Raw genomic sequence first — 24,814 nt, forward strand, 5'->3', positions numbered from 1 at the left:
TTTAGCCGCTGCCCGCGGGCGCATCTGGCGCATTCCGGACCCGGCCAGACGGGCGTCGCCCGGTCACGTGGCCGGCGTCAGCTCAAGGCCGTCGTCGCGGCGCTGAGCTGGACGGCGAGGCTGGTGTCGATCAGGACGGCGAGGTCGTCGTGGGCTGCGCGCCAGAGCGGGATCGCCGCTTCGAGTTTCAAGGCGCCGGTCTCGGTGAGCCAGACCAGCTTGCGGCGGCCGTCGTCGTCGGGGGTGGCGATCTCCACGAGCTCTTCGCGGACCAGGCCGGCGAGATTGCGCGACAGGGTCGAAGGATCCAGGCCCATGCGGGCGGCCAGCGCCGTCAGGCTGTCGTCCTGGGCCGCCGCGATCTGACACATCAGGCCGAACTGCGGAACCGAGAGGCCGCTGGGGGCCAGGCGCTGCTCGATGAACTGGCTGATCCGCCGCGCCGCCAGCCGGCTGTGGAACGCCGCGCAGCCGTCCAGCGCGGCGGTGGCGTCGGTGCGCAGCGAACGGGATTGCCTGGGCCGGACCATAATTATATGTAGATACAATAATTGTAGATACATGAAAAGGCGCGAGCCATGACCGAGGCGACCCTCGAGCGAGAATACGGACTGGCCAGCCCCGAGCAGGCCGCCAGCCTGTCGGGCCGCGAGTTCCTCGAGGCGATGATCGCCGGCAAGATCCCGGCCCCGCCCAGCGCCCGCACGCTGTCGTTCGAGATCATCGAGGTCGGCGACGGCTATGTGCGCTACGAGGGGCGGCCGGGGCCGCACCTGCTCAATCCGCTGGGCGTGGTGCACGGCGGCTGGGCCCTGACCCTGATCGACACCGTCACCGCCTGCGCGGTCCATTCGCGGCTGCCGGCCGGCGTCGGCTATACGACCATCGAGACCAAGGCCAATTTCTCGCGCGCGATCCGCTCCGACACCGGGCCGGTGCGGGCCGAGGCCAAGGTCGTGACCCTGGGCCGCCAGATCGGCACCGCCGAGGGCTGGCTGAAGGACGGTGAGGGGCGCGTGCTGGCGCACGGAACCTCGACGATCATGATCTTCGCGCCGCGGTGAGGCCCTGGCGCGCGGCCAGCGCCGCCGGGCGCTGATAGCAGGCGCTCCGCCACCTTTGGACGGCGCCGAACGGTTCGAGGTCGAGCTCGGCCGTCCGCGAGGGCGACAGGACGCCGGCGACGTTGAGATCGGCGACGGTGAAGTCGTCTCCGACCAGCCATTCGCGGCCGGTGAGCGCGGCGTCCAGCACCTGCAAGCTGGCCAGCGCCAGTTGCGCCATGCTTTCGCCGGCCTGGGCCCGGAGCTCGGCGGTCGAGGCGTCACGCTGCAGCCAAGGTTCGAGGTGCGCCTGGGCCCACAGGCTCCAGCGCCAGACGCCGGCCTCGGCGTGGGCGGTCGGCGGATAGAGGCCGCCGCAGCCGTAGGTCTTGGCCAGGTAGAGGTTGAGCGCCGTGGACTCGGCGAGGGCGAAACCGTCGTCGACGATGGTCGGCACGGCGCCCGCCGGGTTGAGCTTGAGAAAGGCGGGCGACTTCAGGGCCGGATCGGCCGCTTCGAGCGGCACGTGCTCGTATTCCAGCCCCAGTTCGGCGGCCATCCAAAGGACCCGGATGGTGCGCGAGCGCGGCGAGCCGTAAATCGTCAGAGCCATCGCGCAACTTCAGGTCGACCATGCCGGCTGTCAACCGGGCCGGGTAGCTTGCGGCGCTCAAGTCGGGGGAACGAGGCCATGCGATCGCCGGTGAACGTCCTGGTGCTGCCGTTTCGGCGTATGCCCGATGGCCTTGAGTATGCGGTTTTTCGGCGCGCCGATCGAACCGAGGCCCACTGGCAAGCCGTCGCCGGCGGCGTCGAGGTCGGGGAAACGCCGTTGCAGGCCGCCCAGCGCGAGCTTGCCGAGGAAACCGGCCTGGGGCCCGCGCGGCGTTGGCTGCCGCTGGACGCGCACGCGACCGTGCCGGCGCGCGTCTTCAGAGACTGGCGGGCTTGGGGTCCCGAGGTGTTCGTCGTGCGCGAACTGGCGTTCGGAGTAGAGGCGGCCGCAGGCGAGACCGTCCGGCTGTCGGGCGAGCATCTGGCCTTCGAATGGCTGAGCTATGCGCAGGCGCATGAGCGGCTGCGATGGGACAGCAATCGCACGGCGCTCTGGGAGCTGCACACGCGGCTGACCGAGCCGCCGTTCATTGCAGCCGAAAGACCGACGTTTCCGCCCGCCTGAAGCCGAGCCGTTCGAACAACTGGTGCGCGATCGTCCGCGTCGGGTTGGACGTGAGGCTCACAGGCGCGTCGCCGTAAGTCTTCGCTTTGGAAAGTGCGGCTTCCATGAGCGCGCGTCCCGTCCCCGCGCCCCGATAGTCGGGATCCAAAATGACGCTTTCGATCCAGAGCCTAAAGCCCTGTGGGAGGCGCATGGGGACCAGGCAGGCGAGCCCGACGATGACGCCGCGGTCTTGCGCCGCAAACAGGTGGTTGGTCTCGACCACGGTGCGGAGGTCCGAAGGGGTGATCGAGCGGCTCTCGCCGGCCAGCAAGGTCATCAGACGGGAAACCTGCGCTGCGGCCTCGGGAGTCGCATCGGCGGGGACGAGTTCGGAAACCACCAGCATTCAAGCAGTCTCACCGAGGATGCGCCCGCTTTCCACCCTTGGGAGACGGCGGCGCGCTCAGGCGGCGGCCGGCGCGAGATCGAGGCGGGCGGCGAGAGCGGCCAGGCCGGCCATGACGGCGGCGGCGATCCAGAGGGCGGCGGGGCCGAGCAGGTTGAAGGCCACGGCGCCGAGGGCGGCGCCGGCGACGAGGCCGAGCCAGAGCAGCAGGTGCGGCGCCCAGCCGAAGCGGTCCTCGCCGAGCAGCGCGGCGGTGATCGCCTTGCCGAGCTTGACCAGGGCGCCGGTCATGTAGGTGAGGCCAAGGCGGACCTCGCCGTCCTGGGCGAAGACGGTGTTCTCGGCCCCCATGGCGAAGGCCAGGACCAGGATCGCGGCGGGCAGCGGGGCGACCGCGGCCAGGATCGCGGCGAGCGCCAGCGCCAGGGCGACGAAGGCCAGCACCGCCGGCCCGCGCCGCGGCCCGGCCTTGCGGCCGATCAGGGCGCCGGTCGACACCCCGGCCACGAAGGCGGCGATCAGGCCGAGCGCCAGCCCGGCGTAGCTGGCCCCCTCCGCCAGGCCGACGGCCAGGCGGGTGGAGTTGCCGCTCATGAAGGAGACGAAGAAGCCGCCGGTCAGCAGGAAGCCGACGGCGTCGACGAAGCCGGCGACGGCCGAGAGGCTGGCCGCCAGCAGTCGGGCCTGGCCGCTGAGACGCTTCAGCTCGCCCCCTCCCGCTCGGCCCTAGGCCTTGGTGTCGACCGAGCCGCCGGCCTCGCCGTCATTGGCGGCGTAGGGATTGGCGGCCGGGGTCGCGTCGGCGGCCGGCGGCAGGTCGGCGCCCGAACCCTTGGCGGCGACCACGACCATGGCCGGACGGATCAGGCGGCCGATCAGCTCATAGCCCGGCTGCAGCACCTGGATGACGCCGCCGGCGGCGACGTCGGGCGAGGGCTGCTCCATCATCGCCTGATGCTTGTGCGGGTCGAACTTCTCGCCCTTCGGCGGGTCGATCTTCATCAGGCCGTTGTTCTCGAAGGCGCTCATCAGCGACTTCTGGGTCATCTCCATGCCGACCACGAAGTTCTTCACGGCCGGATCGTCGACCGGGGCGGCCAGGGCGCGGTCGAGGGTGTCGGCGACGGCCAGCAGGTCGCGGCCGAACTTCTGGATCGCGAAGGCGCGCGCGTCATTGGCCTCGCGCTCGGCGCGGCGCTTGGCGTTCTCGGCGTCGGCGGCGACGCGCAGCATCTGGTCCTTGAGGGCCTGGACCTCGGCCTTCAGGGCGATGATCTCGTCGATGGCCGCGTCGGCGACTTCGTTGAATTCTTCGGCCGGCGTTTGATCGTCGGACATCTTGTAATCCTCTAAGCGTTCGTCACCTGGGACAGGACGCGGGCGGTATAGTCCACCAGCGGGATGACCCGGGCATAGTTTAGGCGGGCGGGACCGATTACGCCGATCGCGCCCAGCACCTTTTGCCGGCCCGTCATATAGGGCGCGGCGATGACGGCGGAACCCGAAAGGGAAAAGAGTCGCGTTTCGGCGCCGATATAGATGCGCACGCCCTGGGCGTCCCGCACGTCGTCGAGCAAACCGATCAGCTGCTCCTTTTGTTCGAGGTCGTCGAACAGCATGCGTACGCGTTCGAGGTCGTCGAGCGTCTCGCGGTCGGCCAGCAGGTTGGCGCGGCCGCGGACGATCAGGGCGCGGGCCGCGCCATCGCCGCCGCCCCAGGCGGCCATGCCGTCCTCGACCAGCCGTGCGGCGGTCTCATTGAGCTGACGGCGGGCGGCCTCCAGTTCGCTGCGGATCTCCAGGCCCGCCTCGCCCAGGGTGCGGCCGCGCAGGCGGGCGTTCATGAAGTTGGAGGCCTCCTGCAGCGAGGAGGGGGTGACGCCGGCGGCCAGCCGCATCAGCCGGTTCTCGACCACGCCGTCCTCGAACACCATGACCGCCAGGGCCTGGTCGGCGGAGAGGGCGACGAACTCGACGTGCTTGACCCCGGCGTCGCGCACCGGGGTGACGACGATGCCGGCCCCGCCGGCGAGGCCCGACAGGATGGCGGAGGCCTCGTTCAGGGCTTCCTCGAAGTTGTGGCCCTTGGCCGAGAGCCGGGCCTCGATGTTGCGGCGGTCTTCTTCGGCGACGTCGCCGACCTCGAGCAGGCCGTCGACGAACAGCCGCAGCCCGGCATGGGTCGGCACCCGACCGGCGCTGACGTGCGGCGCGCCCAGCAGGCCGAGCTGGGTGAGGTCCTGCATGGTGTTGCGGATCGAGGCGGGCGACAGGTGCACCCCGCCCTTGGAGAGCGTGCGCGAGCCGACCGGCTCGCCGGTTTCCAGGTAGCCCTCCACGACGCGGCGGAAAATCTCGCGGGCGCGTTCGTCGAGTTCGCCGAGCGACGGCCCAGGGGAAAGCAGCGGGCTGGTCACGACGTGCGGCGGTGCTCGGTCAGGGCCATGGACGGAACCTCTCTCATCTAGGATAAGCCGCCCGACGCAAGACGCCAGACCCCTTAGCTTCCAGGACCACCCGATGCGCCCCTCCGACCGTACGCCCGACATGCTTCGCACCGTCACCCTGGAGACCGGGGTCAACCGCTACGCCGAGGGCTCGTGCCTGGTCAGCTTCGGCCACACCAAGGTGCTGGTCACCGCCAGCGTCGAGGAGCGGGTGCCCGGCTTCATGCGCGGCCGCGGCGTGGGCTGGGTGACGGCCGAGTACGGCATGCTGCCCCGCGCCACCCACACCCGCGGCCGCCGCGAGGCCTCGGAAGGCAAGCAGTCGGGGCGCACCCAGGAAATCCAACGGCTGATCGGCCGCTCGATGCGCGCGGTGGTCGATCCGGTGGCGCTGGGCGAGCGCCAGATCTCCATCGACTGCGACGTGATCCAGGCTGACGGCGGCACCCGCACCGCGGCGATCACCGGCGCCTGGGTGGCGCTGCGCATGGCGACCCAATACCTGCTGGACGAAGGCGTGATCTCCAAGGACCCGATCGTCGACCAGGTCGCGGCGATCTCGTGCGGCGTCTACAACAACGTGCCGGTGCTGGACCTGGAGTACGAAGAGGACTCCAACGCCGAGGCCGACGCCAACTTCGTGCTGACCGGCAAGGGCGACATCGTCGAGATCCAGGCGACCGGCGAGAAGCGCGGCTTCAGCCAAGACGAATTCGAGGCGCTGTTCAGCCTGGCCCGCAAGGGTATCGGTGAACTCTGCGAAGCTCAGCGCGCGGCGACCGCGAAGTAGGACTGAGAGTTGCTCCCCCGCTGGGGGAGCTGTCAGCCGAAAGGCTGACTGAGGGGGGTTGCTGAGCGCAGCAGGCCCCCTCCGTCTCGGCGCGTTGCGCCGCCCCCAATGGGGGAGGAACTTTCTTGATCATGCCCCAAAACGAAAAACCCCGCCCCGGGGAGGACGGGGCGGGGTTCTCGTGTCTAGACGGGCGGCTAGGGGGAGGGAGGGGCGCCGCTTGTCGTCTAGAGGCCGTTCAGCAGATAGCGGAACGACGATGCCGGCATGCGCGCGAGCTCGCGGGCGAAGGGACCCAGCATCCAGTCGATGACGCGTTCGATAGCGTTAGCCATGCCCATCTCCTTTGTGTGCGGCGCAGCAAATTGTTGCAGTGCACATAAGGACATGTTTGCGACTATGCAAGAGGCGTCGGGTGATTTTTAGCGCACATCCGGTTCTGAAGGGGCAGAATCGTCCTGGTGCGACGAAATGGTCACGCTCAGGCGCGGTTGCGCCGGCCCATCACCAGCGCCGCGGCCAATGCGCTGGGGATGGCCAGGGCGGTCGCTATCGTCGTTGAAGCCTCGCCGCCCCGCGCGTTGGCGGTGACCAGCCAATGGGTCAACACCATCGGGGGCGCGGCGATCGCCGGCAGATAGATCGCCATCGACGTGACCTTCAGCCATCGCAATAGCGCGCTGACGACCGCGAACAGTGGAACGTAGAAAATCATCAAGCCGACGATGCCGACGCTCGCGAGCGTGGCGGGGTTGGCGCGGCGGCGACCGTGACGGCGCTTCTGGGTTGCGGCCGGGCGTCGAGCGCCGGGTCTGGTCAGGCCGCCGCTCTGACGGCTCCTGATGTGGCGCGCTGTTCTGCGGGCGCGCCGTTCCTCAAGGGAGCCGCCGCGAGCAGCGAGGCGTGTATCGCCAGGATGGGGCCGGTCATCTCGAGCAGTTCCTCGAGGATGATGAGGCGGGTCCAGGTGAGGCCGGTCCGATCTATGGATGCGATCCAGCCGAGATTGACGGCGGAGCTGATGGTCTCGAAGCCCAGCGATCCGGAGAGAAACAGGATCGCGGCCACGACCAGACAGGCGGCGACGTCTCGGCGGATCCGCAGGACAAACGGCACGAGCAGCGCGGCGACCAGCATCGCCAACATGCCCGCGAGCAAAACCCAGCCATAGTAGAAGGATCCCTCCAGCCCCATCGCGTCCTGGAGGGTGTCGCCCGCCAGCCCCAGCAGGCGTTCGTGCAGGGACGCGGCTTCATCCAGCGACAGCAGCAGGAACACCGAGCCGAGCAGGATCCACGAGCGGCGGATGACGAGGTCAGGCTCGCGGCGATGGGCGACCCAGGCCATCCTGGCGGCCATCGCCCAGAGCAACGAGGTGTACCAAGTCGGGATGTTATTCTCGCCATCCAGGTCGAACAGCTGGAACAGCACGCGGGTGATTTCCGGGCGACCCGGCTCCATGCCGTAGGGATTTAGGCGCTGCGCGCCGACATAGGCGGCGCAGAGCCCCAGCGCGATCAAAAGCAGGCCGCCAGCGACGGCGTAGGCGAAAAGCCGCGCGTCCTGAGTGCGCGCCGTGACGCGCTTGGTGTTCGAGCCCAACAAGCGATCCCCCCAACTTGCGACCAAGTCACAGCCTTCCCACGGGCGGCGCCTGGTTCATCAGTGGGCGGAATTTAGTCTGGGGGGGCTTCTACAGTAAAGTTCGTTCCCGTCAGAGGCTTCTTCCCGATCGCCGCTGCACCCCTAAGACGTCTTCGGCGGCCACTCGGTGGTGTCGTGGTCGGGATGCTGGAAGGACACGATGCCGGCGAGATGGGCGGCGGCGCGCGGTTCGTCCATCGCGTGCACGGGCAGGTCCGCCAGTTGCGCGAAGTATGGCAGCTCAGCGCGCGATTCCAGCTGCACGCTCGGCGCCGCCGCGGCCGGCGCATCGAGGGCGCCGATGGCCAGGCCGATCTCCTTGTCGCCGTACTCGTAGGTCAGCGGCGTGCCGCAGTCGCCGCAGAAGCCGCGAACGACCTTGTTCGAACTCTGGAAGCGCCTCGGCGCGCCCCGGGTCCAGACCAGCGTCCCGGCCGACGTGCCGACATAGGGGCCGAAGAAGCCGCCGGTGGCCTTCTGGCACATGCGGCAATGGCAGATGGACGCCTCGCCGAGCTCGCCTTCGACGCGGAAGCGCACCGCGCCGCACTGGCATCCGCCGCTGGCGCTCATGCCGGGGCGCCGAAACGCTGAGCCGAGCGGGCCTTGGCCTTGGCGGCCTCTTCCTCGCGGTCCTTGGGCCGGGCGGTGGTCTCGAGGCTGGCGAACAGCCGGCGGGCGACGTCGGCGACCTCGTCGACGGCGCCGTCGAAGGCTTCGCGGTTGGCCTTGGAGGGGGCGTTGAAGCCGGACAGCTTGCGGACGAACTGGAGCGCGGCGTCGCGGATCTCTTCGTCCGTCGCGGGCGGGTCGAAGTTGAACAGCGTCTTGATGTTGCGGCACATGGTCAGGCGTCTCCTTCCCTTTGTCTCTGCAAGATAGGGCGATGAACCCTTGCGTCCAGGGCGATGAGCGGAAACCGGTCTTTGCGCCTTCCCGGTCCGGGTCTAATCTTCCCGGGGGCTAAGGAATGAAGCCATGAGTGACGCTGTCGGCCCTGGCGACTTGGTTCTCTGCGTCAACGCCGCCCCAAACCACGTTACAGGACGGCCGGTGCCTCTGCAGGCCGGCGAGACCTACCGGGTGATCTCGGTGCTGGAGTTCGCCTGCCCCTGCGGGCGGTCGGACGCCCTGCTCGATGTCGGCGTCGACTATGCGTGGTGCCAGACGCGCTTTCGGCTGCTGCCGAAACCGAAGGCTCAAGCCAAGACCCGCCGGGTTTCGGCGCCGCGCGAGAAGGAAGAGGTCCGCTGAACGCGGCGGGCCGGGCGCGGGGCGTGTTCAGAACCCCGGATCGTCCGGCAGCGCTTTCTTGCGCCGCGGGCGTTCGCGCATCACCCCCGGATAGCCCTTGAGCGGGGAAAGCGGCGCGCCGTCGTAGATCCAGTCGGCCTGTTCGCCGAGGCTGAGATGGTAGCGCGGTTCGCGGCCGGTGCGGGTTTCGAACACGCCGCGCGGGATGTTGACCATCTTCGGCGAGCGCGGGCGTTCGTAGAGCATCGGCGTGCCGCAGCGGGCGCAGAAGCTGCGCGCGGCGCCGGACTTAGGGTCCTCGTAGCGGGTCAGATGCTCCTCGCCGGCCAGGACGCGCAGGCGCGAGCGCCAGGACCCGACATAGGTGGCGTAGGCCCCGCCGTGGGCGCGGCGGCCGGCGCGCGAGTGGTCGTGCCAGGCCCAGACCGCCGGGACGTCGATCTCCAGCCGCACGGCGCCGCAGGCGCAGGCCCCGGCGGCCTGGACGGCGGAGCGCTTGGGCGGCGCGTCGGGGGCTTTCGGCATGCTGTCCTCGCATCGGCATGCAAGGAGCTTAGCATTCCGCGCCTAGGGCGTGATCGCGACCTTCAGCACGCCGTCGCGCTGGTGGCCGAAGAGGTCGTAGGCCTCCTCGATCTGGTCGAGCTTGAAGCGGTGGGTCACCAGGCCCTGCAGGTTGATGCGGCCCGAGGCGACCACTTCCATCAGCCGGCGCATGCGTTCCTTGCCGCCCGGGCACAGCGTCGTGACGATCGTGTGGTCGCCCAGGCCGGCGGCGTAGGCGCCGAGCGGGATCTTCAAGTCGGAGGAGAAGACGCCCAGGCTCGACAGAACCCCGCCTGGCCGCAGCACGGCCAGGCAGGCTTCGAACGTGCCCGGCGTGCCCAGCGCTTCGATGGCCACGTCGACGCCGCGTCCGTTGGTGAGGCGCAGGATCTCGGCGACCGGGTCGGTGGCGCTGAAGTCCACGACGTGATCGGCGCCCATGGTCTTCGCCATCGCGACGCGCGCCGGCTCGCGCTCGACGGCGATGATGGTGGAGGCGCCCATCAGCCGCGCGCCCGCGGTCGCGCACAGCCCGATCGGGCCTTGGGCGAACACCGCCACGACGTCGCCGATAGCCACCTTGCCGGACTGCGCGCCGCTGAAGCCGGTCGACATGATGTCGGGGCACATCAGCACCTGTTCGTCGGTCAGCCCGTCCGGAACCGGGGCGAGGTTGGCCATCGCGTCGGGCACGCGGACGTATTCGGCCTGACAGCCGTCGATGGTGTTGCCGAACTTCCAGCCGCCCATCGGCTTCCAGCCGCTGGCCGTGCCCGCGCCGTCCTGCGAGCCGCAGCCGCACAGGCAGGCGTTCGACCAGCCGCTCGGGGTGATGGCGCCGGCGATCACCCGCTGGCCCTCGTGATAGCCCTTCACCTCGCTGCCGAGCTTTTCGATGACGCCGACCGGTTCGTGACCGATGGTCAGGCCGCGGGCGACCGGGTACTCGCCCTTTAGAATATGGATGTCGGTTCCGCAGATTGTGGTGGTCGTGATGCGCACCAGTGCGTCGAGCGGGCCGATGTCCGGGATCGGCTTGTCCTCCAGGACGATGCGGCCGGCCTCGACGAAGACCGCGGCCTTCATCCGACCCTCGCCGGCCGACCGGCCGACCCCTCCGATTGGGTGAGCGTTTGCGTCATGTCGCTGCTCCTGACCAGGTGTTGCGTCGCAGAGACCACCATCGGCGGGCGGTGGGAATCGGGTGGACTCCCGTCGGGCGGCGTTCCTAGGGGAAACCTTTGAAGCGGCGTCAGGGGGCGTATCCCCCTGGACTTCGCGGCGGCGGGCTTGCTTAGAAGCGCCAGCCGAAACGCGAGACCCGAGCATGAGCCGCTTCTGGAGCGACCTGACCCACCAGCTGAAGCCCTATGTGCCGGGCGAGCAGCCGAAGATCGCCGACCTGGTCAAGCTGAACACCAACGAGAGCCCGACCGGGCCCTCGCCGAAGGCCATGGCGGCGATCGCGGGCGAGGCGGCCGATACTCTGCGGCTCTATCCGGACCCGGAGGCCCGGGCCTTGCGCGAGACGCTGGCGCGCTATCACGGCGTGACGCCGGACCAGGTGTTCGTCGGCAACGGTTCGGACGAGGTGCTGGCCCATGCCTTCGCCGCGCTGCTGAAGCGGGACGCGCCGCTGCTGTTCCCCGACATCACCTACAGCTTCTATCCGGTCTATTGCGGGCTGTTCGGCATCGCCTACGAGACCGTGCCGCTGGACGATGCGATGGCCGTGCGGGTCGAGGACTACCGGCGGCCGGCCGGGGCGATCATCCTGCCCAACCCCAACGCCCCGACCGGGGGGGCCTTGAGCCGCGCGCAGATCAAGCAGCTGCTGGACGAGCATCCCGACGTGCCGGTGGTGATCGACGAGGCCTATGTCGACTTCGGCGCCGAGACCGCGATCCCGCTGGTCGCCGAGCATCCGAACCTGCTGGTCGTGCAGACCATGTCGAAGTCGCGGGCGCTGGCCGGCCTGCGGGTCGGCTACGCGATCGGCGATGCGGCGCTGATCGAGGGGCTGGTGCGGGTCAAGGACAGCTTCAACTCCTATCCGCTGGGCCGGCCGGCCCAGGCCGGGGCCATCGCCTCGGTCGAGGACGAGGCGTTTTTCCAGGCGTCCTGCGCGGCGGTGATCGAAGAGCGCGGCCGGCTGACCGCGGGGCTGGAGGCTCTGGGGTTTGCGGTGCTGCCGTCCAGCGCCAACTTCGTGTTCGCGCGTCACGCCGGGCGCGGCGGGGCGGACCTCGCCGCGGCGCTGCGCGAGCGGGCGGTGATCGTGCGCCACTTCGGCGCGGCGCGGACCGCCGACTATCTGCGCATCACCGTCGGGACGCCGGCGCAGACCGGGCGGCTGCTGGCCGCGCTCGGGGAAATCCTCGGCTAGCGACTCCGGCGAGGCGGGGCCTAAGCTGGTCCCGTCAACAGGAGGCGGGTTGCGCGCATGCGAGTGAGCCGGGTGCTGGCGGGCGTCTATGCGGTCTTGTGTCTGGGAGCGCTGGCGCTGATCCCGATCAGCTCGCGCGGCTGGTTCGGGGTCGAGCCGGACCCTCTGGCTGGCGTGCTGGCGATTGTGCTGGCCATGCCCTGGAGCTTCGCCCTTCAGTGGCTGCACGGCGGCGGCCCGTGGCCCGGCATGCTGGTGGTGCTGGCCGGGATGGCCGCCAATTTTGGGATCATCCTGTGGCTCGGCCGGGTCTCGCGGCGGCGGCTTTAGGCCGCGACCACCTCGGCCTTCAGGAACTCGGCGAGGTTCCCGCCGGTGAAGTGCAGGGCGCGGACGCCGGCGCGGGCGGCGGCTTCGAGATCAGAGTCCTTGTCGCCGACCATCACTGAGCGCGACAGGTCGACCGGCCACTCGGCGATCGCGCGCAGCAGCATGCCGGGGTTGGGCTTGCGGTCCGGCGGGTCGGGGTGGCGGTAGACGTCGACCTGCGCGTCGGGATGCTGCGGGCAGTAGTAGTAGGCGTCGATGTGGGCGCCGGCCTGCTCGAGGCTCTCGCTCATCTTGGCGTGCAGGGCGATGACGTCGTCCTCGGCATAGTAGCCGCGGCCGACCCCCGACTGATTGGTGACTACGAACACCCACCAGCCGGCCTGGTTAAAGGCGGCGACGGCCTCGCGGGCGCCGGGAATCCAGTGGAAGTCCTCCCAGCGGTGCACGTAGCCGGGGTCCTCGTTCAGGACTCCGTCGCGGTCGAGGAACAGGGCGGGGCGGGGATTACTCATCGGGGGCGCGCTCACGGTTCGCCATCGTATAGCCAAAGAGGTGGGGCTCTGCGCGTGGTTTCGCCATGGCCGCGCAGCGGTCTATGGTCGACGCCTGTTTTTGATCCGAGGTCGAGTTGGCCGAGCCTGTCCTTTCCATCGACGATCTGAAGATCGACTTCAAAACCCATGACGGGATCGTCAGCGCGGTGCGCGGCGTCTCACTCAGCGTCGCGCGCGGCGAGGTGCTGGGCGTGGTCGGCGAGAGCGGCTCGGGCAAGAGCCAGACCTTCATGGCGGCCATGGGCCTGCTGGCCGCCAACGGCCAGGCCAGCGGCTCGATCAAGTTCAAGGGCCAGGAGCTGCTGGGCCTTAAAGCCCGGGCGCTGAACAAGGTCCGCGGCTCGAAGATGACGATGATCTTCCAGGACCCGCTGACGGCGCTGACGCCGCACGTGCGGATCGGCGAGCAGATCGCCGAGCCGCTGCGGCTGCACCTGGGGATGAGCGACAAGGACGCCAAGGCCAAGGCGCTGGAGTGGCTGCGGCACGTGCGCATCCCCGAGGCGGCGCGGCGGATGGACCAGTATCCGCACGAGCTGTCGGGCGGCATGCGCCAGCGGGTGATGATCGCCGCGGCCATGGCCTGCGCGCCCGAGCTGCTGATCGCCGACGAGCCGACCACGGCCCTGGACGTCACCGTGCAGGCCGAGATCCTCGACCTGATGGCCGAGCTCGGCCGCGAGACCGGCACGGCGATGGTGCTGATCACCCACGACATGGGGGTGATCGCGCGGCTGGCCGACCGGGTCTGCGTGATGAAGGACGGGGCCTATGTCGAGGAGGGCGAGGCCAAGGCCTTGTTCGCCGGGCCGAAGGATCCCTACACCCAGGCGCTGCTGGCGGCGATCCCGCGGCTGGACCGCGAGGGCCGCGGCGGCCGGCCGACCCTCGACCCGGTCGCGGCCGACGCCCCGGTGGTGGTCGAGGCCCAGGACATCGAGGTCCATTTCCCGGTGCACCAGGGCATGTTCGGGACCAAGGCCTCGCTGCGCGCCGTCGACGGCGTCTCGTTCAAGGTACGGCAGGGCGAGACCCTGGGCGTGGTCGGCGAGAGCGGCTGCGGCAAGTCGACCCTGTCGCGGGCGGTGCTGAACCTGATCCCGGCGACGGGCGGTGCGGTCAGCGTGCTCGGCCGCGACATCACCCACGCCGACCGCGAGTCGATGCGCGCCGCGCGCCGCGACCTGCAGATCGTGTTCCAGGACCCGCTGGCCAGCCTCGACCCGCGCATGACCATCGGCGATTCCATCGCCGAGCCGCTGGCGGTGTTCCGTCCCGAGCTGAAGGGCGCGGCGCGCGAGGCGCAGGTGCGGGCGATGATGGAGCGGGCGGGGCTGTCGACCGCGCTGATCAACCGCTACCCGCACGAACTGTCGGGCGGCCAGAACCAGCGGGTCGGCATCGCCCGGGCGATGATCCTGGAGCCGAAGCTGGTGATCTGCGACGAGGCGGTCTCGGCGCTGGACGTCTCGATCCGGGCCCAGATCATCGACCTGCTGATCGAGCTGCAGAAGCAGATGGGCATGGCGATGATCTTCATCAGCCACGACTTGGCGGTGGTGCGCGAGATCAGCCACCGGGTGATGGTGCTCTACCTGGGCCGGGTGATGGAGGAGGCGAGCCGCGAGCAGCTCTACGCCGACCCCCAGCACCCCTACACCAGGGCGCTGCTGTCGGCCGCGCCGATCCCTGATCCGGCGGCCGAGCGCAGCCGCCTGCGGATCAAGCTGACCGGCGAGCCGCCCTCGCCGATGGACCCGAAGAGCGCCCTGCGTTTCCTGCCTTCGAGGCTGACCGCCGACGGGCCGGTCTATGTCCCGCAGCTGAAGGAAGTCGCCCCCGGCCATCTGGTCAGCGAGTACGACCCGGCATGATCGCGAACCTAGATCCTCCCCTCATGGGGGAGGTGGCGCGCGAAGCGCGGGGGACCGCTCTTAAGCGGAGTCAAAGTCCCCCTCAGTCAGCCGTTCGGCTGACAGCTCCCCCAGCGGGGGAGCATCCTTGTTTTGACGCTCTGGGTTTGCCGGCATGACCACCAAGATCATCCCCGTCCTGATGTCGGGCGGCGCCGGCACGCGCCTGTGGCCGCTGTCGCGCAACGCCCGGCCCAAGCAGTTCCATCGGCTGGGCGGCGAGCACAGCCTGATCCAGGACACCGCCCTGCGGTTGACCGGCGAGGGCTTCGCGGCCCCGGTGGTGGTCTGCGCCGCAGCGCACGCCGACCTGGCGCGCGCGCAACTGTTGGAGGTCGGGATCACGCCGGCGGCGCTGATCACCGAGCCGGCGCCGCGCAACACCGCCCCGGCGTCGGTGGCGGCGGCGGCGTTCGGCGTGGAGATCGATCCCGAGGGGCTGATGGTGCTGATGCACGCCGACAACCTGGTGGCCGACGTCGCCGCGCTCCACGCCGCGATCGAGGCCGGGCGGTCGGCGGCGCAGGCCGGCGAGATCGTGCTGCTGGGCCTGAAGCCGACCGGGCCCTCGACGCTCTACGGCTATATCCAGGCCAAGGGCGAGGGCGCGGTGCGCAAGGTGGCGCGCTTCGTCGAGAAGCCCGACCTGGCGACCGCCCAGCAGTTCGTGGCCGATCCGAACTTCACCTGGAACGGCGGGATGTTCCTGTTCAAGGCCGGAGCGTTCCTGGACGAGGCGCGGCGGCTGGCCCCGGAAGTCACGGCCGCGGCGCAGGCGGCGGTGACGGGCGCGGCGCGGACCCGCGACGTGGTGGCGCTGTCCGAGGCGTTCCTGACCGCGCCGAGCATCGCCATCGACGTGGCGGTGATGGAAAAGACCGACCGGGCCAGCGTGGTCGAGGCCGACATCGGCTGGGCCGACGTCGGCAATTGGGGCGCGCTCTGGGAGCTGTCGGAGAAGACCGAAAGCGGTGACGCCTTGGAAGGCGAGGTCGTGGCGGTGGAGACCAGGGACTGCCTGGCGCGCAGCGACGGGCCGGTGGTGGTGCTGGCCGGGGTCGAGGACCTGGTGGTGGTGGTCGAGAACGGGGTGGTGCTGGTCACCCGCCGCGACGCGCCGGCCGCGGTGCGGGCCGGGGTTGAGGCCCTGAAGGCCAAGGGGCGCGGCGACCTGCTCTAAGCCGGGGATGCGCGCGTCTGGTGTGGGTTGAGCCGAGCGCGCTTTACACCGTCAGGTCTCTGACCAATGCTCCGGCGATCAGAAGGAGCATGCGATGACCTCCAACCGACTGAGCCTGACCCTGGCCGCCGCCGCAGCGCTGGCCCTGGCTGGATGCGGCCAGCAGGCGGCCAAGCCCGCCGAGGCGCCGGCCGCGGCCCCCGCCGCCGTCCCGACCGCGCCCGCCGCTCCTGCGCCGGTCGCCGCCGCGCCGGACCTCGACCCGGCGGCCCTGAAGGGGCTGCTGACGCCCGACGAGACCCTGGAGGTCGTCACCCTCGATGCGACCGGCGCGGCCAGCGCCAGCGGCGAGGTCAAGGGCTACAAGACGCCGGTCTACGCCGTGCCGGTCGCCGCCGGGCAGACCCTGAGCGTGGCCTTCAAGCCCTCGAACGCCAACCTCTACATCAATGTGGTCGACGCGGCCGACACCAGCGGCGCGGCCGTGCACCGCGGCGAGGTCGACGGGCCCAAGGCCAGCGTCAGCGCGCCGAAGGCCGGGGTCTATCTGATCAAGCCGTTCCAGCCGCGGGCCATGGCGCGCCGCGACGAGAGCGAAACCTTCAAGCTGACCGTGTCGGTGAAATAGACCCGCCGGCCCGCCGGGGATGGGCGGACGCGGGCATATCGACCCGCAGATCCGCTCATTCGCCGCCGCTCCATTGCCGTCAGGGACCCGCGCGGCTAGACGTGGCCCATCTCCCACATCGGCTCTGACATGACGCTTTCTCTCGACGACATCCGCGCCGCCGCCGACCGGCTGAAGGGGCACATCGAGCGCACGCCCTGCCGCCATTCGCGGACCCTGTCGGAGATTACCGGCGCCGAGGTGTGGGTGAAGTTCGAGAACCTGCAGTTCACGGCCGCCTACAAGGAGCGCGGGGCGCTCAACACCCTGCTGCAGCTGTCGGACAACGAGCGAGGCCGCGGCGTGATCGCCGCCTCGGCCGGCAACCACAGCCAGGGTCTGGCCTATCACGCCGCCCGGCTGGGCATTCCGGTGACCATCGTGATGCCGCGCTCGACGCCGTTCGTGAAGGTCCAGCAGACCCGCGGCCATGGGGCCAACGTGGTGTTGGAAGGCGACAATTACGACGAGGCCTCGGCCGTCGCGATGAAGCTGTGCGCCGAGCAGGACCTGGCCTTCGTCCACCCGTTCAACGACCTGCAGGTGATGGCCGGCCAGGGGACGGTGGCGCTCGAAATGTTCGAGGACGTGCCGGACCTGGACGTGCTGCCGATCCCGATCGGCGGCGGCGGGCTGATCGCCGGCTGCGCCACCGTGGCCAAGTCGCTGAACCCCAAGGTCCAGGTCATCGGCGTCGAGCCGGCCATGTACCCGTCCTTCACCGCCAAGATGCGCGGCGTGAACGGGACCAGCGGCGGGGCGACCATCGCCGAGGGCATCGCGGTCAAGCAGGTCGGCGACCTGTCCTACGCCATCGCCCGGCCGCTGATCGACGAGGTGCTGCTGATCGAGGAGCCGCACTTCGAGCGGGCGGTGGCGCTGTACTGCAATGTGGAGAAGACCGTGGTTGAGGGCGCGGGCGCGGCCTCGCTGGCGGCGCTGCTGGCCTATCCGGGCAAGTTCAAGGGCAAGAAGGTCGGGCTGATCATCACCGGCGGCAACATCGACACCCGGCTGCTGGCCTCGGTGCTGACCCGCGAACTGGTCCGCGACCAGCGGCTGGTCTCCCTGCGGATCATCGGCGACGACCGTCCTGGCCTGCTGGCCACCGTCTCGGCGGTGATCGGCCAGATGGGCGCCAACATCATCGAGGTGGCCCACAACCGCCTGGCCCTGGACGTGCCGGCCAAGGGCGCGGAGTTCGACATCATGATCGAGACCCGCGACGCCCAGCACACTCAGGAAATCATGGACGCCCTGCGCGAGCACGGCTATCCGCCGCGCGCTGTCTAGAGAGACCCGATATGAAGCGCCTTCTTCCCGTTCTCGCCGCCCTGCTGCTGGCCGCCTGCGGCCGCGGCGGCGCCGACCCCGCCGAGCTGGCCAAGTCCGCGGCCGAGGCCAAGGCGTTCATGGAGACCAACGCCAAGGCCGAGGGGATCCAGACCCTGCCGTCGGGCGTGCAGTACAAGATCGTCCGCTCGGGCCCGACCACCGGCATGAAGCCGGGCCCCAACGACGAGGTGAAGGTCCACTACGAGGGCAAGCTGGTTTCCGGAAAGGTCTTCGACTCGTCCTACGAGCGCGGCGCCCCGGCGGCGATGCCGCTGCCGGCGCTGATCCCGGCCTGGAAGGAAGCCCTGCAGCTGATGCGGCCGGGCGACGAGTGGACGCTCTATGTGCCGCCGGCCCAGGGCTATGGCGAGGAAGGCGCGGGCAACGGCGAGATCCCGCCCAACAGCGTGCTGATCTTCCGCATCGAACTGATCGGCGTGCTGCCGGCGCCTGGGCGTATCGGCCAGGGCTGAGGCCTATGAGCGCCCCCGACCTTGGTGAGTTGGAGGTGTTCTTCGAGTGCGAGGCTGCGCGGCCCGTTCCTCTCCCCGCCTGAGGGGAGAGGCTAGGTGAGGGGTCCTGCGGCGCGAAGCGGCGCTCTGCTGAGTCAGCAGCCCCCTCACCCCAACCCTCTCCCCCAAGGGGGCGAGGGAGCCGACCCGGGCGCTTCGCCCTCAGTTGCTCCCCCGCTGGGGGAGCTGTCAGCCGAATGGCTGACTGAGGGGGCTTGCTGACTCAGCAGTCCCCCTCCGTCTCGATGCTTCGCATCGATCCACCTCCCCCAGCGGGGAGGACCTGAGGCTTACGCTTCAGCCCATCTTCATCCGCAGCGCGCCCATGTAGTCGCGCTTGCCGATCGGCACGCCGCGCGAGCGCAGCAGGTCGTAGGCGGTGGTGGCGTGGAAGTGCAGGTTCGGCAGCGAGAACGACATCAGGAAGTTCTCGGCGACGAACGGGATCTTCGAGCCGCGGAACTCGAAGAACACGTCCTTGCCCTCGTAGGCGTTGATTTCTTCGGGTTTGATCGCCGCGAGCTTGGCGTGCGTGTCCTTGATCAGCGCGATCAGGGCCGGCAGGTCCTGGGCGCTCTGGTCGCCGCCCGGCGAGAAGACGCCGGCCTTCACGCCCTCGATGGCGCCGAGCGAGTGGTGGGCGACCGAGATCACCTGGAAGCGGAAGTCGAACATGTCCTCGCACATCTTCGAGGCGACGATGTCCTGCGGGTCGATCCCGTTGTCCTGGCAGTGGGCGAGGCCGCGCTCAAGGAAGCCGGCGACGCCGCCCACCGTCTGGAGAAATGAAGCCACGCTGACGTCGTAGAGAGAGATCGCCATGTTCCGCCCTTATGTGATTTGGACGGGCAATTTCCTCCGGCCCGCGCGCCGACGCCAGCGGTTTTGCGGCTACTTGAACATGCCCTCGCGCAGGTTGAGGCCGTGATCGAGCCAGGCCTTCAGCGCGCACTGCATCTGGGTCCAGCCCTGGCAGTTGCCGTAGGAGGCGCGGAGCCCGACTTCGGTCTGTTTCCAGCCGTGCTCCTCGATGGCGACCAGGGTGCGGCCGTCGTCCAGGCCCTCGAAGGTCATGGTCACCTGGGTCTTGTAGCCGACGTGGGTGACCAGGTTGTCGGCGTTCTCCGGCGGCCCGTCATTGGCCTCCCATTCGAAGACGATCTTCTGGTTGGGGACCACCTCGATCACCCAGACCGGGAAGGCGCCGGGGAAGTCGGCGAAGTCCCAGTAGACGGTGGCGCCGGTCTCCAGCCGGCCCTTGGCGCCGCCGGTGGTGAAGTACTGCGAAAGCTGGTCCGGGTTGGCGACGGCCTCGAACACCTCGCTCACAGGCTTGGCGATGCGGGCGGTCACGCGAAAGGTCAGATCCATGATCTTGCTCCTTGTTCTGCGGCCATTTGTGTTATAAATTTATAACATGTCAAGCGACGACGAAAACGACCTGATTTTCAAGGCCTTGGCCTCGGCGACCCGGCGTCGGATGCTGGACGAGATCAAGGACGCGCCGCTGACCACCGGCGACCTCTGCCAGCGGTTCCCCGAGCTCGACCGCTGTACGGTGATGCAGCATCTGAAGGTGCTGGAGGGCGCCGACCTGGTGATCGCCCGCCGCGAGGGGCGCGAGCGCTGGAACCACCTGAACTCGATGCCAATCAAGCAGATCCACGACCGTTGGATCGGTCCCTATGCCGAGCGGGCGGTCAGCCTGCTGGACCGCCTGAAGACCGACCTCGAGACCTGAGCGCCATACCGGGGGCTCGAAGACTTGCGCCCGCCGTCCATCGCCTGTTTGCTGAGCGGCAAAGCAGAACAGGGAAACGCCGCATGCGCCTCACCAAGCCCCGGATCGCGCCGGTCCAGGACGCCGACCTTAACGACGAGCAGAAGGAGATCCTGGCGCCGATGGGCGACCGGGTGCTGAACATCTTCCGCACCATGGTCGGGGCGCCGAAGGCGGCCAAGGGCTTCCTGGCCTGGGGCAACTATGTGCTGTCGAAGAAGAACGACCTGCCGGCGCGCGAGCGGGAGATCGTGATCCTGCGCATCGGCTATCTCTGCAAGTCCGGCTACGAGTGGACGCAGCACGTGCCGATCGGGGTGCGGGCGGGACTGACCGAGGACGAGGTGGCGCGCATCAAGGGCGGGGCGGGCGCCGGCGGCTGGAGCGCCGCCGACCAGGCGCTGCTGGCGGCCAGCGACGAGCTGCACCACGACCAGTTCATCACCGACGCGACCTGGAGCGCGCTGAAGGCGCACTTCAGCGACAAGCAGTGCATGGACGTGGTGTTCACCGCCGGCCAGTACACCCAGGTCTCGATGATCCTGAACTCGTTCGGCGTGCAGCTGGACGCCGGCCAGACCCTCGATCCCGATCTGAAGGGCTTCTAGGCGTGCGGCTGCAGGGCAAGACCGCGATCGTCGTCGGCGCGGGCCAGACGCCGGGCGAGACCGTCGGCAACGGCCGGGCCATCGCCCTGCTGTTCGCCCGCGAGGGCGCGCAGGTGCTGTGCGTCGACCGGCTGATCGAGCGGGCGCAGGAGACCGTGGCGCTGATCGAGGCCGAGGGCGGCCAGGCGAGCGCGCTGGCGGCCAACATCACCAAGGCGGCCGACTGCGAGGCGATGGTGGCGGCGGCGCGCGAGCGGTTCGGGACCATCGACATCGTGGTCAACAACGTCGGCATCGGCGGGGGCGGCGACGGGCCGGCCCACAAGCTGACCGAGGAGGCCTTCGACCGCATCCTGGCGGTCAACCTGAAGGGCGCCTGGCAGGTTGCGAAGGCGGCGCTGCCGACCCTGCGCGAGCAGGGCAAGGGCTCGATCGTCAATATCTCGTCGCTGGCCTCGATCGCCGGCGGGAACCAGGCCGCCTACGAAATCTCCAAGGCGGCGCTGAACCGGCTGACCACCAGCGTGGCCCAGGCCAATGCGGCCAAGGGCGTGCGCTGCAACGCCATCGCGATGGGGCTGCTGGACACGCCGATGGCGGTGGCCGGGATCGCCCAGGCCAGCGGCCAGGAGCAGCAGGCCGTGCGCGAGGCCCGCAACGCCCGCGTGCCGCTGGGCGGTCAGATGGGCACGGCCTGGGACACCGCCTATGCGGCGCTGTTCCTGGCCAGCGACGAGGCGCGGTTCATCACCGGGACGGTGCTGTTCGTCGACGGCGGGATGTCGAGCCGGGTGGGGTGACGTCCGCTGACGGCTCCCTCGCCCCCTTGGGGGAGAGGGTTGGGGTGAGGGGGTGCGGGGTTGGCCGCAATGCGCCGCTTCGCGCCGCTGCCCCCTCACCTAACCTCTCCCCTCGAGCGGGGAGAGGGACAGTTATGTGCAGGCGCTACGCGCCGACCCCTACAGCCCGATGCCGCGGGCCATCATCGCGGCGAAGACCGGGATCAGGGCGAAGACGGCGAGTTCGGCGACGAGGTAGGGGCGCACGGCCTTCACCTCGTCGTGGCCGAGGGCGAAGCCGGGCTCGGCGCGGGCGCGCTTGCGCCATAGCAGGATGCGGATGGTCGGCGGGGCCGAGAGCAGGCCGACCAGCGCGAAGGCCCCGATCTTGGCCCAGAACGTCCAATTGCCGAGATAGGCCTCGGGGCCCTTCACGCCCATGTAGACGCGGGCGAAGCCGACGATGAGGATCAGGGCCGCGATCAGCCCGTAGTGCATGTCGACGATGCCCAGCCGGCGTAAGGCCGCGCCGGTCAGGCCGGGGCGCACGGTGGCCAGTTCGATCGCCAGGATGGCGGCGAGGCTGAAGACCAGCAGGTGGTGGGCGATGGCGAGGAGAAGGTCGGTCACGGCGCGCTCCGATCGGTTGCGCCGTGACTGTGGAGCCTTTCGCTTACAATGTAAATGCTAACTCTTCGGGCCTAGGACTTGGGACCGGTCCGGTAGTCGTCGAACTTGCCGTCGCGTTCGGTCAGGGCGCTGGTGACGCCCTCGCGCAGCTTGGCCATGTACTCGCGCGAGGCCTTGGTGCTCCAGCCCAGCGCGTGCAGGTCGGTGCCGGCGCGGATGCCCTGGCGCATGCCCATCACCTCCATCTGGCGATGGACCAGGCGCTTGTTGAGCTGGGCCAGTTCCGGATCGACCTTGGCGATGCGCTCGGCCATGGCCAGGACGGCCGGTTCGAGGTCGTCGAGCGGGTAGGCGCGGTTGGCGAAGCCGAGGCGGACGGCCTCGTTCCCGTCGATGGAGTCGCCGGTCAGCATCTGCTCCATGGCCGCGCGCATGCCCATCAGCCAGACGTGATAGTGGTTGTCGGGCGGGCTCATGGTGCGCACCGCCGGGTAGCCGATCTGGGCGTCCTCGGCGACGTAGACCAGGTCGCAGGCGACCGCGAGCTCGGAGCCGCCGGCCAGGCACCAGCCGTGCACTTGGGCGATCACCGGCTTGGCCAGGTCCCAGACCCGGAAGCAGCCGTCGACCACGTGGCGCGCCCACTGCCCCTGGCCGCCGGCCGTGTGCCAGGGCAGTTCGCCGACCCCGGCCAGGTCGTAGCCGGATGAAAAGCAGGTCCCGGCCCCGCGGATGATCATCACGCGGACGTTCGGGTCGGCGTCGCCGGCTTCGAGCGCCGCGAAGATCTCGCCGCGCAGGGCGTTGGAGAGGGCGTTGCGCTTGGCGGGGCGGTTGAGGGTGATGCGGCGCACGTGCGGCGCCGGATCGTCGGTCAGCAGGATCGGCGCGTCTGCCATGGGGTCCTCCTCCGGGATTTTGGAGAAGGGTCGGCGCTTGACGCCGCGACAGTCAAAGGTGGGCGGCTAGGCCAGGCGCAGGACCACGGCGCCGGCGGCGATCAGCAGGGCGGCGAGGAGGCGGCCGGGCGTCAGGCGCTCGCGCAGCACGAAGACGGCGATGGCCGTGGCGAACAGGATCGAGGTCTCGCGCAGGGCGGCGATCACCGCCACCGGCGCGTGGGTCATGGCCCAGAGCGCCAGACCGTAGGAGGTCAGGGTGCCGAGCCCGCCGACCACGCCGAGCGGCAGGTGGGCGCGGGCATAGGGCAGGAAGGTGCGCCAGCGGGCGGCGAGCACCCAGATCAGCAGCGGCGCGCCCGAGAGCAGGTTGAGCCAGAGCGTGTAGGCGGCCGGGGCGCCGGAGGCGCGCACCCCGGCCCCGTCGACCAGGGTGTAGCTGGCGATGACCACGGCGTTGAGCAGCGCGGCGCGGACGCCCTTGCCGCTGGTCCCGCGCGCGCCGAGCGCCAGGCTGAGCACGCCGCCGCAGATCAGGGCGACGCCGCCGGTCGCGGCCAGGGACAGATGTTCGCCCAGCCAGAAGCGGCTGACCAGGGCGACGATCAGCGGCGCGGTTCCGCGCATCAGCGGATAGGCCTGGCTCATGTCGGCGCCGCGATAGGCGCGGGCGACCAGCAGGTAGTAGCCGACCTGCAGCACGGCCGAGGCGGCCAGGAACGGCCAGCTCTCGCGGGCCGGCTGGGCCAGGAACGGCAGGGCCAGCGCCGAGATCACCGCCGCCGAGGCGGCGACCAGGATGGTGGTCAGCAGCTTGTCGGGCGCCAGCTTGACGATGGCGTTCCAGCTGGCGTGCAGCAGGGCCGCGAAGATGACGATGCCGAAGACGCTGAGGGGCATGGGGGCGACCTTAACCAACCCGCTCACCCCGGCGATAGCCGGGGCCCACACGGACGCGGTGCAAGTTGCGGCTCAGCTTGGGTCCCGGCTTTCGCCGGGATGAGCGGGTAGAGAGAGCTTAGTCCGTGAACACCACGGTCTTGGCGCCGTTGAGCAGCACGCGGTCTTCCAGCCGCCAGCGGACAGCGCGGGCCAGCACCCGGCGTTCGATGTCGCGGCCCTTGCGGATCAGGGCGGCGGGGGTGTCGCGGTGGCTGATGCGCTCGACGTCCTGCTCGATGATCGGGCCTTCGTCGAGGTCGGCGGTGACGTAGTGGGCGGTGGCCCCGATCACCTTCACGCCGCGCTCGTGGGCCTGGTGGTAGGGGCGCGCGCCCTTGAAGCCGGGCAGGAACGAGTGGTGGATGTTGATGCAGCGCTCTTCGAGCTTGGCGGCGAGGCCGTCGGACAGAACCTGCATGTAGCGGGCAAGGACGACCAGTTCGGTCTCGGTGTCCTGGATCAGCTTCCAGATCGCCGCTTCCTGTTCGAGCTTGGTCGAGCGCTTCACCGGCAGATGGTGGAACGGCACGTCCGAGAGGTCGAGGTTGGCGTAGGTCTCGATCGGATGGTTGGAGACCACGGCGGCGATCTCCATCGGCAGTTCGCCGCGGCGCCAGCGATAGAGCAGGTCGGCCAGGCAGTGGTCCTGCTGGCTGGCCAGGATCATAACCTTGCGCTTGATCTTCGGGTCGCGGAGCGACCAGCGCATGGAGAAGCCCTTGGCGAGATCCTCGAACTCGCCGCGCATGGCCTCGACGTCGGAGCCCTTGGCGTCGAAGACGACGCGCATGAAGAACTTGCCGGTCTCCTGGTCGTCGTACTGCTGGGCGTCGAGGATGTTGGCGCCGCGCTCGAACAGGAAGGCCGAAACGCGCGCGACGATGCCCGGCTGGTCGGGGCAGGAGAGGGTCAGGATCATGGCGCCTGTCTAGGCCGCGATCATGATCAATACGTCAAGGCTGGAGGCATCGCGCTTGGAGCCGCCGGGCGGGGCGCTTACGCTGCGC

The 24,814-nt window shown here is 69.7% G+C and carries 33 protein-coding genes; 14 read left to right on the forward strand and 19 right to left on the reverse strand.

Annotation, left to right across the window (positions count from 1 at the left end):
- Positions 1-77: 77 nt before the first annotated feature.
- Positions 78-530, reverse strand: a complete 453-nt coding sequence (locus C0481_RS06090; RefSeq protein WP_293401714.1) for a MarR family winged helix-turn-helix transcriptional regulator — start codon at positions 528-530, stop codon at positions 78-80.
- Between the two features lie 48 nt (positions 531-578).
- On the opposite strand from C0481_RS06090, the gene C0481_RS06095 reads away from it, so the two are divergent.
- A complete protein-coding gene (locus C0481_RS06095) occupies positions 579-1,064 on the forward strand; it encodes a PaaI family thioesterase (protein WP_293401716.1) in 486 nt (161 codons plus the stop codon).
- Here the strand turns inward: C0481_RS06095 and C0481_RS06100 are convergent.
- Entirely contained in the window at positions 1,042-1,656 is a 615-nt protein-coding gene (locus C0481_RS06100) for a glutathione S-transferase family protein (protein WP_293401718.1), read from the reverse strand. The genes C0481_RS06095 and C0481_RS06100 overlap by 23 nt on opposite strands.
- Positions 1,657-1,746: 90 nt before the next feature.
- On the opposite strand from C0481_RS06100, the gene C0481_RS06105 reads away from it, so the two are divergent.
- Positions 1,747-2,223: an NUDIX pyrophosphatase gene (locus C0481_RS06105; RefSeq protein WP_293401720.1), complete on the forward strand. Its 477-nt coding sequence runs from the start codon at positions 1,747-1,749 to the stop codon at positions 2,221-2,223.
- Here C0481_RS06105 and C0481_RS06110 read toward each other — a convergent pair.
- From C0481_RS06110 to hrcA, 4 genes are read right to left on the reverse strand one after another with little or no spacing between them, the layout of a single operon-like run.
- Complete coding sequence (locus C0481_RS06110; RefSeq protein WP_293401722.1) at positions 2,186-2,611, reverse strand: GNAT family N-acetyltransferase; 426 nt, start codon at positions 2,609-2,611, stop codon at positions 2,186-2,188. The genes C0481_RS06105 and C0481_RS06110 overlap by 38 nt on opposite strands.
- Positions 2,612-2,668: 57 nt before the next feature.
- The gene (locus tag C0481_RS06115; protein ID WP_293401918.1) at positions 2,669-3,316 is read right to left on the reverse strand and encodes a DUF1275 family protein; all 648 of its coding nucleotides are present in this window, start codon (positions 3,314-3,316) and stop codon (positions 2,669-2,671) included.
- 21 nt (positions 3,317-3,337) lie between these two features.
- A complete protein-coding gene (gene grpE, locus C0481_RS06120) occupies positions 3,338-3,949 on the reverse strand; it encodes a nucleotide exchange factor GrpE (protein WP_293401724.1) in 612 nt (203 codons plus the stop codon).
- Positions 3,950-3,960: 11 nt separating this feature from the next.
- Complete coding sequence (gene hrcA / locus C0481_RS06125) at positions 3,961-5,028, reverse strand: heat-inducible transcriptional repressor HrcA (protein WP_293401726.1); 1,068 nt, start codon at positions 5,026-5,028, stop codon at positions 3,961-3,963.
- Positions 5,029-5,131: 103 nt separating this feature from the next.
- Between hrcA and rph the strand changes: the two genes are divergently transcribed.
- The gene (rph, locus tag C0481_RS06130) at positions 5,132-5,848 is read left to right on the forward strand and encodes a ribonuclease PH (RefSeq protein WP_293401728.1); all 717 of its coding nucleotides are present in this window, start codon (positions 5,132-5,134) and stop codon (positions 5,846-5,848) included.
- A 481-nt stretch (positions 5,849-6,329) separates the two neighbouring features.
- Here rph and C0481_RS06135 read toward each other — a convergent pair whose 3' ends face one another.
- The 4 genes from C0481_RS06135 to C0481_RS06150 form a co-directional block, all read right to left on the reverse strand.
- Positions 6,330-6,497 (reverse strand): hypothetical protein, encoded by a 168-nt coding sequence (locus C0481_RS06135; protein WP_293401730.1) that lies wholly within the window; start codon positions 6,495-6,497, stop codon positions 6,330-6,332.
- Between the two features lie 167 nt (positions 6,498-6,664).
- Positions 6,665-7,369: a hypothetical protein gene (locus C0481_RS06140; protein WP_293401732.1), complete on the reverse strand. Its 705-nt coding sequence runs from the start codon at positions 7,367-7,369 to the stop codon at positions 6,665-6,667.
- Between the two features lie 225 nt (positions 7,370-7,594).
- On the reverse strand, positions 7,595-8,065 hold the full coding sequence (locus C0481_RS06145; RefSeq protein ID WP_293401734.1) for a GFA family protein: 471 nt from the start codon (positions 8,063-8,065) through the stop codon (positions 7,595-7,597).
- Positions 8,062-8,337: a DUF2277 domain-containing protein gene (locus C0481_RS06150; RefSeq protein WP_293401736.1), complete on the reverse strand. Its 276-nt coding sequence runs from the start codon at positions 8,335-8,337 to the stop codon at positions 8,062-8,064. Before C0481_RS06150 ends, C0481_RS06145 begins: the two co-directional genes overlap by 4 nt.
- A 133-nt stretch (positions 8,338-8,470) precedes the next feature.
- Between C0481_RS06150 and C0481_RS06155 the strand changes: the two genes are divergently transcribed.
- Positions 8,471-8,746 carry a hypothetical protein gene (locus C0481_RS06155; RefSeq protein ID WP_293401738.1) on the forward strand — a complete coding sequence of 92 codons (276 nt, stop codon included), beginning with the start codon at positions 8,471-8,473 and terminating at the stop codon, positions 8,744-8,746.
- Positions 8,747-8,773: 27 nt separating this feature from the next.
- Here C0481_RS06155 and C0481_RS06160 read toward each other — a convergent pair whose 3' ends face one another.
- Together C0481_RS06160 and C0481_RS06165 are read right to left on the reverse strand one after the other, a co-directional pair.
- A complete protein-coding gene (locus C0481_RS06160) occupies positions 8,774-9,271 on the reverse strand; it encodes a GFA family protein (RefSeq protein WP_293401740.1) in 498 nt (165 codons plus the stop codon).
- Positions 9,272-9,313: 42 nt separating this feature from the next.
- The gene (locus tag C0481_RS06165; protein WP_293401742.1) at positions 9,314-10,378 is read right to left on the reverse strand and encodes an NAD(P)-dependent alcohol dehydrogenase; all 1,065 of its coding nucleotides are present in this window, start codon (positions 10,376-10,378) and stop codon (positions 9,314-9,316) included.
- A 241-nt stretch (positions 10,379-10,619) separates the two neighbouring features.
- On the opposite strand from C0481_RS06165, the gene hisC reads away from it, so the two are divergent.
- Together hisC and C0481_RS06175 are read left to right on the forward strand one after the other, a co-directional pair.
- Positions 10,620-11,678, forward strand: a complete 1,059-nt coding sequence (gene hisC / locus C0481_RS06170) for a histidinol-phosphate transaminase (RefSeq protein ID WP_293401744.1) — start codon at positions 10,620-10,622, stop codon at positions 11,676-11,678.
- 57 nt (positions 11,679-11,735) lie between these two features.
- On the forward strand, positions 11,736-12,008 hold the full coding sequence (locus C0481_RS06175; protein WP_293401746.1) for a hypothetical protein: 273 nt from the start codon (positions 11,736-11,738) through the stop codon (positions 12,006-12,008).
- Here C0481_RS06175 and C0481_RS06180 read toward each other — a convergent pair.
- Positions 12,005-12,520, reverse strand: coding sequence for an HAD family hydrolase (locus tag C0481_RS06180; RefSeq protein WP_293401748.1), 516 nt, complete (start codon positions 12,518-12,520; stop codon positions 12,005-12,007). The genes C0481_RS06175 and C0481_RS06180 overlap by 4 nt on opposite strands.
- 116 nt (positions 12,521-12,636) lie before the next feature.
- On the opposite strand from C0481_RS06180, the gene C0481_RS06185 reads away from it, so the two are divergent.
- The 5 genes from C0481_RS06185 to C0481_RS06205 all read left to right on the forward strand — a co-directional run bounded on the left by C0481_RS06185 (position 12,637) and on the right by C0481_RS06205 (position 18,130).
- Positions 12,637-14,436: a dipeptide ABC transporter ATP-binding protein gene (locus C0481_RS06185; RefSeq protein WP_293401750.1), complete on the forward strand. Its 1,800-nt coding sequence runs from the start codon at positions 12,637-12,639 to the stop codon at positions 14,434-14,436.
- 154 nt (positions 14,437-14,590) lie between these two features.
- Positions 14,591-15,655 (forward strand): sugar phosphate nucleotidyltransferase, encoded by a 1,065-nt coding sequence (locus tag C0481_RS06190; RefSeq protein WP_293401752.1) that lies wholly within the window; start codon positions 14,591-14,593, stop codon positions 15,653-15,655.
- Positions 15,656-15,749: 94 nt separating this feature from the next.
- Entirely contained in the window at positions 15,750-16,283 is a 534-nt protein-coding gene (locus tag C0481_RS06195; protein WP_293401754.1) for a hypothetical protein, read from the forward strand.
- A gap of 129 nt (positions 16,284-16,412) precedes the next feature.
- Positions 16,413-17,615 (forward strand): threonine ammonia-lyase, encoded by a 1,203-nt coding sequence (locus tag C0481_RS06200; protein WP_293401756.1) that lies wholly within the window; start codon positions 16,413-16,415, stop codon positions 17,613-17,615.
- Positions 17,616-17,626: 11 nt separating this feature from the next.
- The gene (locus C0481_RS06205) at positions 17,627-18,130 is read left to right on the forward strand and encodes an FKBP-type peptidyl-prolyl cis-trans isomerase (protein WP_293401758.1); all 504 of its coding nucleotides are present in this window, start codon (positions 17,627-17,629) and stop codon (positions 18,128-18,130) included.
- A gap of 336 nt (positions 18,131-18,466) precedes the next feature.
- On the opposite strand, the gene C0481_RS06210 is transcribed toward C0481_RS06205, so the two are convergent.
- Both C0481_RS06210 and C0481_RS06215 read right to left on the reverse strand, forming a co-directional pair.
- Positions 18,467-18,991 carry a DUF1993 domain-containing protein gene (locus C0481_RS06210; RefSeq protein WP_293401760.1) on the reverse strand — a complete coding sequence of 175 codons (525 nt, stop codon included), beginning with the start codon at positions 18,989-18,991 and terminating at the stop codon, positions 18,467-18,469.
- 69 nt (positions 18,992-19,060) lie between these two features.
- Entirely contained in the window at positions 19,061-19,540 is a 480-nt protein-coding gene (locus tag C0481_RS06215; RefSeq protein ID WP_293401762.1) for an SRPBCC domain-containing protein, read from the reverse strand.
- 46 nt (positions 19,541-19,586) lie between these two features.
- Between C0481_RS06215 and C0481_RS06220 the strand changes: the two genes are divergently transcribed.
- The 3 genes from C0481_RS06220 (at position 19,587) to C0481_RS06230 (ending at position 21,357) form a co-directional block, all read left to right on the forward strand.
- On the forward strand, positions 19,587-19,910 hold the full coding sequence (locus tag C0481_RS06220; RefSeq protein ID WP_293401764.1) for a metalloregulator ArsR/SmtB family transcription factor: 324 nt from the start codon (positions 19,587-19,589) through the stop codon (positions 19,908-19,910).
- A gap of 83 nt (positions 19,911-19,993) precedes the next feature.
- Positions 19,994-20,557, forward strand: coding sequence for a carboxymuconolactone decarboxylase family protein (locus tag C0481_RS06225; RefSeq protein ID WP_293401766.1), 564 nt, complete (start codon positions 19,994-19,996; stop codon positions 20,555-20,557).
- A gap of 2 nt (positions 20,558-20,559) precedes the next feature.
- Positions 20,560-21,357, forward strand: coding sequence for an SDR family NAD(P)-dependent oxidoreductase (locus C0481_RS06230; RefSeq protein WP_293401768.1), 798 nt, complete (start codon positions 20,560-20,562; stop codon positions 21,355-21,357).
- Between the two features lie 159 nt (positions 21,358-21,516).
- On the opposite strand, the gene C0481_RS06235 is transcribed toward C0481_RS06230, so the two are convergent.
- The 4 genes from C0481_RS06235 to purU form a co-directional block, all read right to left on the reverse strand.
- Entirely contained in the window at positions 21,517-21,966 is a 450-nt protein-coding gene (locus C0481_RS06235; protein WP_293401770.1) for a DUF2214 family protein, read from the reverse strand.
- 71 nt (positions 21,967-22,037) lie between these two features.
- On the reverse strand, positions 22,038-22,865 hold the full coding sequence (locus C0481_RS06240; protein WP_293401772.1) for an enoyl-CoA hydratase-related protein: 828 nt from the start codon (positions 22,863-22,865) through the stop codon (positions 22,038-22,040).
- Between the two features lie 66 nt (positions 22,866-22,931).
- Complete coding sequence (locus tag C0481_RS06245; RefSeq protein WP_293401774.1) at positions 22,932-23,765, reverse strand: EamA family transporter; 834 nt, start codon at positions 23,763-23,765, stop codon at positions 22,932-22,934.
- Between the two features lie 118 nt (positions 23,766-23,883).
- The gene (gene purU / locus C0481_RS06250; RefSeq protein WP_293401776.1) at positions 23,884-24,726 is read right to left on the reverse strand and encodes a formyltetrahydrofolate deformylase; all 843 of its coding nucleotides are present in this window, start codon (positions 24,724-24,726) and stop codon (positions 23,884-23,886) included.
- Positions 24,727-24,814 lie beyond the last annotated feature (88 nt).

Origin of the sequence: Phenylobacterium sp., assembly GCF_013822795.1 — a bacterium.
Lineage (GTDB): Bacteria > Pseudomonadota > Alphaproteobacteria > Caulobacterales > Caulobacteraceae > Phenylobacterium.